This window comes from Neobacillus niacini NBRC 15566 (genome assembly GCF_001591505.1).
GTDB classification, from domain to species: Bacteria; Bacillota; Bacilli; order Bacillales; family Cytobacillaceae; genus Neobacillus; species Neobacillus niacini.
This window is the reverse complement of the sequence record NZ_BCVA01000034.1, coordinates 16,666-31,475: the sequence shown is the minus strand read 5'-3', so window position 1 is coordinate 31,475 and position 14,810 is coordinate 16,666. Positions and strand designations below refer to the sequence as shown.

General features: G+C 37.8%; 15 protein-coding genes. 3 read left to right on the top strand and 12 right to left on the bottom strand.

Annotation, left to right across the window (positions count from 1 at the left end):
* Positions 1-11: 11 nt before the first annotated feature.
* Both argJ and argC read right to left on the bottom strand, forming a co-directional pair.
* Positions 12-1,238, bottom strand: a complete 1,227-nt coding sequence (argJ, locus tag BANA01_RS20600) for a bifunctional ornithine acetyltransferase/N-acetylglutamate synthase (protein ID WP_063254554.1) — start codon at positions 1,236-1,238, stop codon at positions 12-14.
* Between the two features lie 39 nt (positions 1,239-1,277).
* The gene (argC, locus tag BANA01_RS20595) at positions 1,278-2,315 is read right to left on the bottom strand and encodes an N-acetyl-gamma-glutamyl-phosphate reductase (protein WP_063254519.1); all 1,038 of its coding nucleotides are present in this window, start codon (positions 2,313-2,315) and stop codon (positions 1,278-1,280) included.
* A 313-nt stretch (positions 2,316-2,628) separates the two neighbouring features.
* On the opposite strand from argC, the gene BANA01_RS20590 reads away from it, so the two are divergent.
* Entirely contained in the window at positions 2,629-2,934 is a 306-nt protein-coding gene (locus BANA01_RS20590) for a hypothetical protein (RefSeq protein WP_034675084.1), read from the top strand.
* A 16-nt stretch (positions 2,935-2,950) separates the two neighbouring features.
* Complete coding sequence (locus BANA01_RS20585) at positions 2,951-3,688, top strand: Mrp/NBP35 family ATP-binding protein (protein ID WP_034675082.1); 738 nt, start codon at positions 2,951-2,953, stop codon at positions 3,686-3,688.
* Positions 3,689-3,725: 37 nt separating this feature from the next.
* On the opposite strand, the gene BANA01_RS20580 is transcribed toward BANA01_RS20585, so the two are convergent.
* The 6 genes from BANA01_RS20580 to BANA01_RS20555 are packed head-to-tail and all read right to left on the bottom strand — an operon-like array spanning position 3,726 to position 8,611.
* On the bottom strand, positions 3,726-4,061 hold the full coding sequence (locus tag BANA01_RS20580) for a globin domain-containing protein (RefSeq protein ID WP_034675079.1): 336 nt from the start codon (positions 4,059-4,061) through the stop codon (positions 3,726-3,728).
* A gap of 14 nt (positions 4,062-4,075) precedes the next feature.
* Entirely contained in the window at positions 4,076-4,270 is a 195-nt protein-coding gene (locus tag BANA01_RS20575) for a hypothetical protein (RefSeq protein ID WP_034675076.1), read from the bottom strand.
* Between the two features lie 12 nt (positions 4,271-4,282).
* Positions 4,283-4,786 (bottom strand): QcrA and Rieske domain-containing protein, encoded by a 504-nt coding sequence (locus tag BANA01_RS20570; protein WP_034675071.1) that lies wholly within the window; start codon positions 4,784-4,786, stop codon positions 4,283-4,285.
* A complete protein-coding gene (locus BANA01_RS20565) occupies positions 4,783-5,352 on the bottom strand; it encodes a 4Fe-4S dicluster domain-containing protein (protein ID WP_034675068.1) in 570 nt (189 codons plus the stop codon). Before BANA01_RS20565 ends, BANA01_RS20570 begins: the two co-directional genes overlap by 4 nt.
* Positions 5,345-7,507 (bottom strand): formate dehydrogenase subunit alpha, encoded by a 2,163-nt coding sequence (gene fdhF / locus BANA01_RS20560; RefSeq protein WP_034675066.1) that lies wholly within the window; start codon positions 7,505-7,507, stop codon positions 5,345-5,347. Before fdhF ends, BANA01_RS20565 begins: the two co-directional genes overlap by 8 nt.
* Complete coding sequence (locus tag BANA01_RS20555; RefSeq protein ID WP_052106364.1) at positions 7,508-8,611, bottom strand: hypothetical protein; 1,104 nt, start codon at positions 8,609-8,611, stop codon at positions 7,508-7,510.
* 142 nt (positions 8,612-8,753) lie between these two features.
* Between BANA01_RS20555 and BANA01_RS20550 the strand changes: the two genes are divergently transcribed.
* Positions 8,754-9,341, top strand: a complete 588-nt coding sequence (locus tag BANA01_RS20550; RefSeq protein ID WP_034675091.1) for a YdcF family protein — start codon at positions 8,754-8,756, stop codon at positions 9,339-9,341.
* Positions 9,342-9,772: 431 nt separating this feature from the next.
* Here the strand turns inward: BANA01_RS20550 and BANA01_RS20545 are convergent, their stop codons facing one another.
* The 4 genes from BANA01_RS20545 to BANA01_RS20530 all read right to left on the bottom strand — a co-directional run bounded on the left by BANA01_RS20545 (position 9,773) and on the right by BANA01_RS20530 (position 14,800).
* Positions 9,773-11,089, bottom strand: a complete 1,317-nt coding sequence (locus BANA01_RS20545; protein ID WP_052106363.1) for a diguanylate cyclase — start codon at positions 11,087-11,089, stop codon at positions 9,773-9,775.
* Positions 11,090-11,107: 18 nt separating this feature from the next.
* On the bottom strand, positions 11,108-13,570 hold the full coding sequence (locus BANA01_RS20540) for an EAL domain-containing protein (protein WP_052106362.1): 2,463 nt from the start codon (positions 13,568-13,570) through the stop codon (positions 11,108-11,110).
* A gap of 3 nt (positions 13,571-13,573) precedes the next feature.
* Positions 13,574-13,777, bottom strand: coding sequence for an aspartyl-phosphate phosphatase Spo0E family protein (locus BANA01_RS20535; protein WP_034675062.1), 204 nt, complete (start codon positions 13,775-13,777; stop codon positions 13,574-13,576).
* Between the two features lie 180 nt (positions 13,778-13,957).
* Positions 13,958-14,800 (bottom strand): CheR family methyltransferase, encoded by an 843-nt coding sequence (locus BANA01_RS20530; protein ID WP_034675088.1) that lies wholly within the window; start codon positions 14,798-14,800, stop codon positions 13,958-13,960.
* Between the last annotated feature and the right edge of the window lie 10 nt (positions 14,801-14,810).

Here is a 14,810-nt window from a genome sequence, read left to right as displayed (position 1 = left end):
TCTCCCTCCACTTATGTGCGGTACGACGCGTTGATTTTCACATAATCATACGTTAGATCGCAGCCCCAAGCCGTTGCACTTTCATCACCTTGATTTAATTCAACAAAAATCTTAACTGTTTCTAGTTCTAAGTACTCTTTTACTTCTTCTTCCACAAAGGGACAAGGTAAGCCATTTTCAAATACTTTGTAAGGACCAATTGCCACTTTCAATGCATTAGGCTCAACAGGTATTCCTGAATATCCGATAGCTGTAACAATTCTTCCCCAGTTCGGGTCCGTACCGTAGATAGCTGTTTTTACAAGATTAGAAGAAATTATCGATTTTCCAACTGCTCTAGCTGCCTCATGGCTGTAAGCTCCGTTTATTTGAACTTCAACAAGCTTTGTTGCCCCTTCACCATCTCTGGCAATTTTTTTCGCAAGCTCTTCACTTACTAGCTTTAAGCCAGCTTTGAATAAATCCCAATCAGGATGGTCTTTTGTTAACTGGTCATTACCCGCTAACCCGTTTGCCATAACTAAAACCATATCATTCGTACTTGTATCTCCATCAACGGTGATCATATTGAAGGTTTGATTTGTTATATCTTTTAATGCACCATGTAAATCCTCATGGCCGATATTGGCGTCTGTTGTAATAAAACCAAGCATTGTCGCCATATTAGGATGTATCATTCCGGATCCTTTTGCCGCACCGCCAATGCTGACTGTTTTTCCATCGATTTTAATTTGGACACCAACCTGCTTGATACATGTGTCCGTTGTTAAAATTGCATTTTTGAAATTTTCTTCACTTGCATATTTGGTCTGAAGAATTTGATTGATACCTGTTTTTACTTTATCCATCGGTAAGAGCTCCCCAATAACTCCTGTAGAAGTTACTGCAACAAGGTGCTCCTCGATGCCTAGTTCGTTGGCAAATCCCTTTTGCATTTCAAATGCGTCTAACAATCCTTGTTCCCCTGTACAAGCATTGGCATTACCTGAGTTGACGATTACCGCCTGGATTTTATTTTCTTTAGCTATGCTTTCTTGAGTAACTAAAAGGGGGGCTGCTTGAAAAATATTCGTTGTATATACGCCAGCAGTTATTGCTGGAACATCTGAAACAATATAACCAAGATCAAGTCGTTTTCTTTTTATCCCGCAATGCATACCGCCTGCCACAAACCCTTGCGGCAACGTAACACTTCCTTCTTCTACTACAACGATTTCTTTATTTGATACTACTGGCAACAAATTAATTCCCCCTTATTCTAGGTAACTAGTAAAATATTATGGATACATTGGTATGCTAGTAAGTCCCGTCCTGACATCCCAATCGTTCATTATGTTTGCATTTTGTATTGCCTGACCTGCGGCACCTTTAACTAAATTATCGATGACAGAAATAATCGTAAGTCGATTCGTTCGCGGGTCCACATGCAAGCCGATATCGCAGTAGTTACTGCCGCTTACTTCTTTTGTAGAAGGATAAGTCCCTGCTGGACGAATCCGTACGAAAGGATGATTCTCATAAAATTTATTGTACAAATCATTAACTGTATTCGTTGAAATCTTTTCCGTTAAGTTAACGTATGAAGTAATCATAATTCCCCGCGACATCGGTACTAAATGTGTTGTAAATGTTACGGTGATTGGATTACCCGTTTCATCCGTTAGAACCTGTTCTATTTCAGGAATATGCTGATGGGCACCAAGTTTATAGGCTTTAAGATTTTCATTTATTTCAGCATAATGAGCTGTTAACGAAAGGCCCCTTCCTGCACCAGAAACACCTGATTTGGCGTCAATGATTATTGAATTTTCATCCGCTGCCTTCGCTTTCAAGATTGGTAATAAACCGAGCGTAGTTGCTGTCGGATAACAGCCTGGATTAGCAATTAGCGCTGAATTTTTAATTTCTTCTGTATATATCTCACTTAATCCATAAACAGCTTTACTTAAATACTCCTCTTTTGGTGCTGAATGCTTATACCAAGTTTCATATTCATTTTGCGACCTTAACCGGAAATCTCCTGAAAGGTCGATTACTTTCATTCCTTTATCTACAAGCTGCGGTACTAACGAGCTGCTAACACCAGACGGCGTTGCAAGAAAAACAATATCGTTTTGCCTACTTATTTCTTCAACATCAAATTTTTCGAGAGATAAATTTACAATATTTGAAAGATGTGGATAACTGTCACTAAAATTAGTACCTGATTGTGAGTTAGAAACAACTGTACCTATCTCTATATGTGGATGATTTTGAATCAAACGAATCAATTCGATTGCTCCGTATCCTGTTCCACCGATAATGGCTGCTTTCATTTAATTCAACTCCTGCGTTTCCATTTATAATGAATCATTATACATACAATGTAATATTTATTCAAGAATAAATTTAGCCCAATTTTCAGTTTTTATAGAATTTTATTACCATTATTTTTGAAAACGCTTACATGGTTAGTTGTATAAATATCCAACTATTATGCATAATTAATGCATATCAAACCCTCCCTCTATTATCGATGTTTTTTATGATGGTTATTGGTAAATACTGTTATAGAGTGTAAAGGAGGTATGCAGACTGTTATCTACAACATTAACATTTCAAAATGAAGTTGACTTGGCGAAATATGACTTGCCATTTCTAAAAAAAAGGACGAATAGCCATTTAGAAATCTATCTTGAGAAATCCGACAAATCTCTAGGCGATGTCCATATCGAAAATAACGGAATTAAGCTTGTTTATTCAAGTGAGTTATTATTAGAGGAATACATCATTATTCATGACATAATCAACCGCTTGCGTAAAGGAAATGATGTAACTGTCGATGATTCTAAGAGTTTTTTAGGTTATCTGTCCAATGGGGAGTCTGTATATATCGTTAAGAACTGGGAGCTTTGGATCGAGTATCTGCAAAGTTCGATGAAAAATTGTCTATAAACAGAAAGGTGATCGTATGCTATCTGGAAAAGTTATATCAGTAATCTCGGGTAAAGGCGGGGTTGGTAAATCCACTGTATCTGCGAATCTTGCTGTCTCCTTAAGCAGACAAGGTAAATGTGTAGGATTGATTGATTTTGATATTTACGGAAGCAGTATCCCTAATATGATGAATATCAGTTTCGGTCCAAAATCAATGAATAATAAGATTATTCCTGTTGAATCTCATGGGATTAAAATCATGTCCATGGGTTTTATCGTTAAAAATAATGATCCGGTTGTTTGGCGTGGGCCCATGCTTGGAAAAGTCATCAACCAATTTATTAATGAAGTAATTTGGGGACCATTGGATTATGTGGTAATCGATATGCCTCCGGGTACGGGAGATGTTGCTATGGATGTAAATCGCCTAATTCCGAGCTCCCACCAGATCGTCGTCACAACTCCACATCCAACAGCCTCACATGTTGCAGAAAGAGCGGGTAAAATGGCTGCTATTAATAATCATAATATCTTAGGCATTGTAGAAAACATGGCTTATTTTCAGCCGCCAGACCTCGAGCAAAAATATTACCTATTTGGTAAAGGCGGTTCCGAACAATTAGCAGCAAAATTGGGTACTGACCTAATTGCCCAGCTGCCAATATTAGCTCCTAGCGAAGATGATTTTGAACCGTCTATTTATAAAAGAGGTTCCTTGCTCTTTGATAAATACAACGAATTAGCTGATAGAGTGCAAGATTCCATTGCATAAGAAAAAGGTGGTGCCCAAGTAACGGGGCACCACCTTTTTACTTTCCTATAATATTTCCTTTGTGACCCTGTAAAATTTCATGAACTTTTTGTTTGTCGTCCTCACTAAACTCATGTTCGTTCAAGGTTGCCATGAAATTTCCTATCATCGCTTCAAAATGCTCGTCGTTGATGGGAAGATCTTTATGTGCGTTTGCTATCTGTTCATTGCTATATTTTCCTTCACCCAAACCATGCTCTAGAAATGTCTGAGGGTGATGCTGGATTCTCTCTTGATCATGATCCTTAAAAAACTTGCTCATCAGATCATCTGCATGGATTTTATGAAAGAATTCCTTTACGACAGAAGTTATTTTATCCTCATTGATATGCAAGATCCCGTCCTCCTTTAATGATCCATTACCTTGTCTATTCTTCTAAACAACAGATATGTTATAACCGTCAAAAGAAACATAAAGCCTAAGGCTAATACATAGTAAAAAAGATCTTCATAGTGACCAGCTAGATATTCCTCTACCATGTATTGAATAAGGATAATTTGCACGGTCAACAGACTCATAAAAACCCACCATGCCATTTTCATAGTACTCGCCTCCTAATGTTGAGCCTGAGTGATTCCCACAGCATATATTTTTTTGTTCTTATGTTTTAATTTAATCGATGGGAGTGCCCGCGGCGGAGGACCAGCCAGAACAGAACCATCCTCAACATTAAAGAATCCATTATGACATGGGCAGGTAAGCTTGCCTGTATCCTTTTCCCAATAAACAGGGCACATTAAATGAGTACATTTGCTGTTATATGCCCTATATTCCTTTTCAGAGATTCGGACCAATATGGCTGGGTCATTATCTTCTGGGTAATGAAAGGTAACACTCTCCCCTACCTCGATATCTTTTTCATCAATAATAAATACTTCTCTATCATGGCTTTCTTCTTTTCGATTCTTAGATAGCACCGCTAAAGGGGTGGCGCTTACAAAGAACACACCCATTAGCGATAATGTAGAGGCAATAAATCCTCTCCTATTCAAATCTAATTCGCGATCTCTCCTGATATTAAAAGACAATTTACGAAGAAATTCTTCTATCTTCTTCATGATTGAACACCATCGCCTTCTCTATATCCAAATCTATTTTCCTCTGTATCTGGCAGCCCAATGACGGTTCGTGTTTCAATGATTGTGCCTCCAAAATCCCATTTAAATTGAACAGGTTTCGGAGGGTCATTTTTAAGATCACTCTGATCCACAAAGCGAATCGTATCAGTTGGACAAACGCTTGCACACATCGGCGGTCTGCCTTTTGACGTACGGTCATAACACATGTCACATTTATACATCACTTTTTTCACATCATCCACTTTTGGTATCCCAAAAGGGCAGGCATATGTACAGTTCTTACAGCCAATACATTTTTCCATTGAGGCAGATAAAACGGTACCATCAGCAGCGATAGAAATCGCTTGTACTGGACACGATTCCGCACATGCAGGGGTCACACAGTGCATACATGGTGTGGGAGATGTCGCAACCGTTTCACCGGGATTCAACTCATCAACAAACATCCTTGATAAATGATCATGCCCGCTGCATTCCTCACATCCAATCACACATGCCCTGCAGCCTATACATCGTTCGTAATCAATATATAAAACCTTATCCATGCATTTCACCTGCACTTGAAGCTATCTTTTCAAGCTTAACCGCGCACACCTTGAATTCAGGAATCTTTGATTTCGGTTCAAGGGCCGGATTCGTTAAATGATTGATAGCCAAAGATTTACCCCAATGATACGGAACAAATACCATATCTTCGCGGGTTATTTTAGTGATTTTGGCTACGAGTTCAATGCTGCCCCTTGGGCTCGAGACTTTAACAGTTTCACCGTTCGAAATGTTATATTGTTCTGCTAATTTTGGATGAATTTCTACGTATGGATCCGGGCAAAAGTTTCTTAGCGTGTCAATTCGGCGTGTTTGATTCCCACTTAAATAATGGTACACGACTCGTCCTGTTGTAAGAATGATAGGGTATTCCTTACTCGTTCGCTCATTAGGACCTTTATACTCAAATGCTAGGATTCTTGCTTTTCCGTCCGGAAAATTAAATGTTAAGTCTTCAAACAATCTTGGCATTCCCTCTGATTCCTCTGTTGGACACGGCCAGAATACCCCTTGCATTTTATCAAGCTTCTCATAGGTGATTCCGTAATAATCCGCAATCCCGCCTTTACTTGCTACACGCAATTCATTGAAAATGTCCTCTGGCGAGTTAAATTGGAAGTATTGCCCCCTGCCAAGACGTTCGGCAATATCACAAATTACCTTCCAGTCGCGTTTCGATTCCCCCGGAGTACGATCAACCCCTTTAACACGCAGCACACGGCCTTCTACATTTGTCATGGTTCCATTATCTTCAATCCATACTGTTGATGGAAGAACTACGTCCGCCAACTCCGCAGATTCTGATAAAAAGAAGTCCATACAAACAAAGAAATCAAGGCTTTTAAGATACTCACCTACATCTCCCACAGTTGGAGACGAAACAATTGGGTTGCTGCACACCAATAATAATCCTTTTATTTCCTTACCGAGAGACTGAAGCATTTCAAAGGCTGATAAACCAGGTCCGGGAAGCTCCGATTCGTCAACACCCCAAACACCTGCAATATATTCTCTTGCTTTCGGGTCCGTAATTTTCCGGAAACCAGGAAGCTGATCGGTTTTCTGCCCATGCTCTCTTCCGCCTTGCCCATTTCCTTGGCCGGTGAACGTAGCCACGCCAGAACCCTTTCTTCCAAACTTGCCCGTTACCAAACATAAATTCACATAGTTAGAAACTGCATCTGTTCCTGTCGCATGCTGCTCCACCCCGCGGGCAAACATCGCAAATCCGTTCTTAGCCTGACCAAAAATTCTTGCTGCGGTGATAATTTTATCAGCAGCAGTTCCGGTTATTTCCGAAACATATGCCGGATTATAGGAATGGACCAATTCCTTTAATTCCTCAAAACCAGTCGTATGGTTCGTAATAAAATCCTTATCTATTAGATCTTCTTTAATCATGACATGCAATAATCCATTCACTAAAGCAACGTCCGTACCAGGGCGGATATTCAGATGAACGTCCGCAACAAGTGCTGTTTTTGTCTGGCGTGGATCGACAACAATTAATTTCGCTCCGCGGTCTCTCGCTCCCCAAATATAAGGCATGGATAAAGGGTGGCATTCAGCAGTGTTTGAGCCCGCAATTAGTAAAACATCAGCAAACTTGATGTCAGACCATGGATTGGTCCCACCTCTATCGAGGCCTAGGCTTTGATTAAATCCTACAGATGCAGAGGACATGCAATAACGGCCGTTATAATCAATATTTTTCGTCCCCAGCCCAATCCGGGCGAATTTACCCATTAAATAGCACTTTTCATTGGTCATCGACGAGCCGCTGTAAATTCCAAAAGCATCTTTTCCATACTTCCCTTGAATTTCTTGGATTTTCGAGACGATTAAATCCATGGCTTCGTCCCAAGTCGCTTGCTCCAGCTTGCCATTTTTCCGAATAAGCGGATGAAGGATACGTTCTTGGTGCTCAGCCTGCCGGTAGGCAGCGACACCTTTTGGACAAAGCCTTCCCCCGTTCATTGGAAAATCATATCGCGGCTCCACTCCTACGACAGATTGGTCTTCTTTTCGGACGCGGATGTTCATACCGCATTGCATCCCGCAGAAGCAGCAATGTGTTGAAATGAGTTCCTCTCCATCTCTTAAAATGGCGTCGTAATCTCTTTGTGAATAATCTTTATTTTGAGCATGACCCATCTACTGTTTTCCTCCCTTCTTCAGCTGTAGTCCATTTCTTCCAGTTGGTTCTAATATAAGGTGTGCCTGACCTAGCTCAATTTTTGCTCCATAACCACCTAATCGATGACTAACCCTTCGGCATTCGGCACACATATCAGAGAAATGTAAGTTCGTATGTTCAATAGGTACAGACAAATGCCTTTTTTCTAATGCTAATTGAACATCTTTTATTTGGGTTACAGTGGCATATTCGCGCCCACATCGTGCGCAAGGCTTTTGTTCAGCCATAGAATGGTACACAGGAACCATCACAGCTAAAAATCTAAGAGGTAAATGCCAAAACTTACTAAAAGGAAAATAAAGTAAAAAGATAATGACAGTTACTTGATGGGCAAGACCAATCCCTAAATAAAAAGCCCCTTCCATCCATAGTGCCGAAACGGTTAATAAGGAACCTGTAATCGATATTGCAATTAATAGAAACAGCGGAAAGAAATCGTATTCCTTTGATTGTTCTACTAGTTTTTTTTCATCTGTTACTCTTCGATATAGAGCCATTCCGCACCCAATAATCGTTGCAATTCCAGTCCAATTTAATCCGTGATAGATGGCAATCGCTAGTGGCGAATCTACTCCCATTCGAAATAGAGGTATTCCAAAGACAACTGCAGCATAGGTTTTTGGCTCTACCAATTCAAAGTGCAGCCAATTTAGAACTAGCGCAAAAGTGATGGCAAAAGAAAACAAAACTCCCCAAGAAATAAACATGTGCTGTGCCCAGCGGTACATAGATCTTTTTCTAATAAACTTTTGCTCTCCAATATTGGTATAAAGAGTTTTCAGGACGAAAGCTAAACCCTTGGCACTAAACATCATTTTAATGCCCTGTTTCCACAGCCTTCTCGTTGGCGGTCTTAATGTCCATGAAGTGATTCTTATTGTTAATAGAACAAAGCATAAAATCGTTGCCCATAAATACCCGTATAAGGCCATATCGAAATAACCAAATTGTTCTGAACCAATATAAACGGAAAAGAATAAAATCACTAACACGATGAAAACATTGCGTGCTGATATTTTTGAAAAAAGCAGTGAATCTTCTTCATATGGATAAAAGTTCATATGCTAACTCCTTTACTCTTTGTCTCGCTTAGTATGCCAAGGGACTATTAAAAAATTCCCAGTAAATTAGCATAAATAGGTAAAGTGATTGTGTTAAAATAATAGGAAGAAAGATTATAATTTGAGGATTTGATTGGAAGTTATGAAACAAAGGAAGCCCATTCTCATGGCTATAGGAGTCATTACACTTTTTCTGTTACTATACTTTGCTTTTTTACATACTAAGATTAGAGACCATGCAAATACACAAGTCCCTAAACATGCTGATTTTATCATTATCCTTGGGGCACGGGTTAAAGGGGAAACACCTTCGCTGGCTCTTCAATATCGGATTGACGCGGCTGCTGGCTATATGAAGAAAAATAAAGAAACCATTGCAATCGCATCAGGGGGACAAGGACCAGGAGAAGATATTACTGAAGCGGAAGCGATTAAAAGAGGATTAGTTGCACATGGAATTCCTAGTAATAAAATATTACTAGAGGATAAATCAACAGACACCGTTGAAAATATCCGTTATTCAAAAAAACTCATTCCGAAGCATCTCAAAACTGGATTGATTGTCACGAATGATTTTCATCTTTATCGAGCTAAGTCTATTGCTAAAGACCAAGGTTTGAGTTTAGAAGGTATTCCTGCAGCAACGCCGACCGTAGCCATTCCAAAATCATACGCAAGGGAATATCTCGCAATAACCAAATATTATCTAGTTAAAACGTTCAAGAAATAAAACCGGCCCATTTTTTTAACGGGTTCTTTAACCAGTGATATTTAAGTTAAGCGGAGATTTTTCGGTTATTTGGTGAATCGAGCTCGTTTCGGGGTATATAAGCGGCAGTTTTCCGGTTAAGCAAAGCAGAATTAATAATTTTCACGTTTTTCGAGTCAATAGTCGGATTCTTTCCGTCTATTCAAGCTATTTTCAGTGCTATTTCTTAATTAAGAGAAAATTCTCCGCTTATTTATCAAACTCGCCTTAGCATCTAATTAACTTGTTCACAAAAAGAAAATTCAAAAAGGCTTAGAGATATTTGCATCTCTAAGCTTTTTTGACTGTGAAATATACTGTATAGTTTATGTGATTTGCTATTTGATTTGGTCTCCGATTTACAGTTTTGCACCTCACAAGTAAACCCGTTACCATTTTCATTAGCCGGTTTCCTATTCATTATAAATCTGATAATTATTCTTGCCTTTTTTCTTAGCTTTGTACAAGGCTATGTCTGCATGTTTGAATATTGTTTTCTCATCTATATTAAAATCGTTAAAAAAAGAAATACCAATACTCGATGTAATGTGTATCTTCTCGTTGGCAATGATCCATTCAGCATGTAGACTCTGTTGAATTCTATCTGCAATTTCCGAAACATTATTCTCTTCTGTCAAATCCGGCAATAGAATGACGAATTCATCTCCACCAATTCTAGCTAAAATATCATTTTTTCTTAACGTACTCTTAACACGCTTGGCAAATACCTTTAGTACTTCATCACCAATGTCATGTCCAAAGGTATCATTTATTTCCTTAAAGTGATCAATATCAAGAACAAATACAGACAGGGTCTGCTTCGTTCGTTTTGCTTTTTCCATCTCTGCTATCAAACAGTGTGAAAAGTAGGTTCTATTAGCAAGACCTGTTAACGGGTCTTGAAGTGCTAACTGTCTTAATTTTTCTTCGTACTTTTTTCTTTCCGTGATGTCTTTATAGACGACTACTCCTCCATTCCAATCACCATTCTGATTATAAAGAGGGGAATAGGAGGCAAGAAAATGTATCCATTCTCCGTTTTTCTTTACACGTTTTACCTCTTGGGTAGACACTGTTTCTCCCATTTTTATTTTTTCAATGATTTTTCTGAATTCTTCCTTACTGTCCTCAGGGAGAATACTTATCAAACGATCGTTTAAAACTTCTTCCTCCGTCCACCCGAATAATCTTTCGAATGCTTTATTCACCGAAACAAAATATTCATTTTTATCAAATATATACATGGCGTCTGCGACACTATTCCAGACTAGCTCAAAACGTTCCTTCATTTCTTTTATTAGGTTCTCTCTCTGTCTTTGATCCGTTAAATCACGGACAATAGCTAATAAATGGGTACACTTACCTTCTTGATTAAACACAGGAGTAATCGTTGATTCCCAATAAATGATGTCACTATTTTTTGAGGAGTTTGGAAAATATGAGCCACTCACCTTATCTTCATATACAATAGGTTTTTTCCTATCCATGGCCTCTTGATATTTTCTCTTAATCGTTTGGTAGGCGCTTTTTGGCAAAAGTTCCTCTATTGGTTTGCCAAAAGATTCATTTGTTAATCCGTATAGATCTTTCGCAGGTTTATTTAGAAGAATGTAACTAAAGGATTGATCACTGTTTACTTTTGTCAAGAAAACTAAATCAGTCATATTATTAAACAACTGAAAGAACAGATCGAGTCTATTTAACATCTCTAAATTGGATTTTTCAACCATATAGGCTATTCCTTTCTTTTATTTCATCAGTACATTTAACTCCTCATTAAGCCAAGCTCTTTCCCCTTCACTTAGATCAAATTCAAAGCCATACTGGTACTGATTCGCTTCAAGTTGATCTTTCCATAAAATTCTGCCGCCAACACTGAAGGGCTGATGAAATGCATTGGTTTCAATGGTAAGTTTCAAATCTTTTAACACGGGCAGCTGAAGCTTCGTGGAAAACCGTAAACCGCCAATCCCAATATTTTCAATGACCACACAGGTATCCCCTAAAAGAATTGATACTCCATTGATCTTAGAAATGACCATTTTCGCCTGTATAGGTGCCGGTATTTCAATCCTAATAGGTTCCCTTGGTTCTGGAAGTTTATTATAATTTTCACTATTGCTTACTTGAATTTGTTCATTAGAGAATATAGCGTTAAACTCATCCACCCCCACTGGTTCACTAAACAAGTACCCCTGAATCACATCACATTCATATTGTAGTAAAAAGGCGAGCTGTTCCTCCGTTTCGACCCCTTCAGCAACTACCTTCATATTTAAATCATGTGCTAACAGAAGGATTGACTTTACTATCGCTTCATCGTCTGTGCACGATAGAATACCATTAATAAAAGAACGATCAATTTTTACAAAATCCACTTTAAATTTTTTCAAATAATTTATCGATGAATAACCTGTACCGAAGTCATCAAGAGAAATTGTAATACCAATTTCCTTTAATGACGTAATGACCGACAGACACTTTTCTTCGTTTTGAATAATTGATGTCTCGGTAATTTCAAATTCCAGCCATTTAGGATCTACATTTGTTTCACTTAAAATCAGCAGTAATTTGGCAACTAGATCATCTTTTAAAAAACGCTTAGGACTAATATTAATTGATACAGGAACAATCGGCTTTCCTTCTTCTTTCCATTTATTAATCTGCCTGCAAACGGAAGCTAGAACCCAGTCCCCTAATTCAAATATAATATTCGTTTCTTCTGCTAATGGTATAAATTCAATTGGACTTAAAATTCCCCATTCTGGGTGATTCCATCTAATCAGCGCTTCTGCCCCAACGATTTCCCTTGTATTCGGATTAACCTTAGGTTGATAATGAATGAAAAATTCCTTATCGAAATTAGCACTGCGTAAATCATTTTCTAAAACAAATAGCTTATATGATTCAATATTCATTGATGGACTGTACAACTGTAAGTTATTCTTCCCCATTGTTTTTGCTCGATAAAGTGCCACATCGGTGTTGGCAAGCAATTCTGACACTGTTTGGCCATCTTGTGGAAAAATCCCAATTCCGATGCTTGTGGTAATATGTAAATCATACTCATTTATGGTAAATTGTTTTTCGATATCTTCTATTATGTTAGAGGCAATGGTAATGGATTCATTTGGATGATCCATATCGTGTAAGATAATCGCAAATTCATCCCCTCCAAGCCTCGCTAGATGATTATGTGGTCTTAAATGTTTACTTAGCCTATTTGAAACTTTCTTTAGGAGCTCGTCCCCGACAGAATGCCCTAATGTATCATTTACAAACTTAAAGCGATCCAAGTCTAAATACAGTAAAGCAAAGTTTTCGGATTCCTCCAGTTTAGTCGTGATTGTTGTTTCCAGTTCATCTTCAAACTTTCGTCTGTTTGGTAATCCGGTCAGATAATCATGATAAGCAAAATAATTTATTTTTTCATCCTCATGTTTCTTTTGACTTATGTCAGTAACTAATCCATCTAGACGTACTAATTCCCCGTCCGGGTTCAAGACTGGGAAGGTCCTTGACTCAACCCATTTTATCTTTCCCATTCCATCCAAAATTCGATATTGATATTGACAAGGTTTTCCCTTCCTAAGCTCTATTTGATTTTTCCTAAACTCTGCGAAATCATCTGGATGAATCATTTCCTTCCAATTAGGAAAACCTTCTTTAAAATCTTGAGGGCTCATTCCTAAGATTATTTCAATGGCTTTTGATACATAAAGAAATTTATGCTGCCGGATGTCCAGCGACCAAACACCCACATCGAGACTATTAAAAATTTGATGAAATTGTACTTCATTTTCTTTCATTCGTGCCTCAGTGAGTTTTACCTCTGTAATATCCTTCGCAATTCCGTATACCCCGACAATCTCCCCATTGGAATACGTGGGAATATTGGTAATCTGTAAGTCAATATAATGTCCGTCCTTATGTATAGTAATACAGGAATAATTTTGAACGTTTCCCGCTACTGCCTTTTCAAAATGTGTTATGACTTTATTCAAATGTTCAATTTTTATTAGACGATGAAATAGACCATGAATCTCACTTGAAGTATATCCCAATATATCTTCTACATTATTATTACAGCTTAAGATATTACCATTAAGATCCATCGTATAAATCATATCTGGATGATGATCTATTAATGACAAAAAGTTTTGATCTTCTGATTCAACATACTGTTTTTCCACTAGGTCCAATATGGCCATCATTTATTCTCCATTCCATTCATTTTGACAAGATAGTATTTCGCTGCTAATTAATCCCATATCGATTGCCTGTACTTGATAGATTAATAAATCTAGTTCCTGACTGCATTTCAAAACCGTGCTATCCTTTAAACCATTTTTTGCTGTGAGGCTTACTAGTTCTTTTCTTTTAAGCATGATTTGCTTTTGCATAGATAAATGGTTCATACTCCCCCTCCGGCTCACTTTTCCGTAGTGCTATCTTACCTTTAGTATGAAGTAAGATAACGAAACAATATATCACCTTACTTTCCCTATTTCAAATTGTTTAAATAAGGAATTCATTCCTATATGGTTTTAGGACAAAAAAAATAGGCCCTGATGGCCTAAATCGTAATATGGGTAGTGCTATTTTACTTTTTTATATAGTTTCTGACTTCTGCTAATTGTTTCATAACTATCTTCCATATTGGTGAAGTTGATGGTTTCCTTATCACCTAAACCGAGAATTCCAAACATCCCAAGACTTTCATAAAAAAGTGAATGAACTTTTTCTTGTAACGGTTTATTAAAATAAATTAGTACATTCCGGCATAAAATCACATGGAACTCATTAAAGGAATGATCAGTAACTAAATTATGCTGAGCGAATACTACATTTTCTGTAAGGTAAGAGTGAAATTTCACCCCATTATTGGTTACATGGTAATAATCAGAAAATGCCTTTTTACCACCAGCATTTAGGTAGTTACTGGTATACTTTCTCATATTCTCTAATGGAAATAATCCCGATTTAGCTTTCTTAAGTACCTCTGCATTCATATCCGTTGCATAAATTTTCGTCTTTTCATATAGGCCTTCCTCTTTAAGCAACATTGCCATCGAATATACCTCTTCACCACTTGCACATCCAGCATGCCATATTTTAATAGATGGATAGGTGCGTAATAGCGGGACAACCTTTTCTCTGAAATGTAAAAAAAACAAAGGATCTCGAAACATTTCAGTGACATTGATAGAGAAGTCCCCTATTAATCGTTGTAAACAAGCAGGTTCATGCAAAATTTTTTCTAAAAGAGCCGTGATACTTGATAACTTTTCAGCATGGACTCGGTACCATATTCTTCTTCTAATAGAATTATAGGCATAATTTTTAAAATCATACCCACACCAAGCATATAATCCCTGTAACAATAATTCTATTTCAAGTTTCTCAAGGTCATCATTGGAGTCTTCTTGATATTTAACCATATTGTCCCTC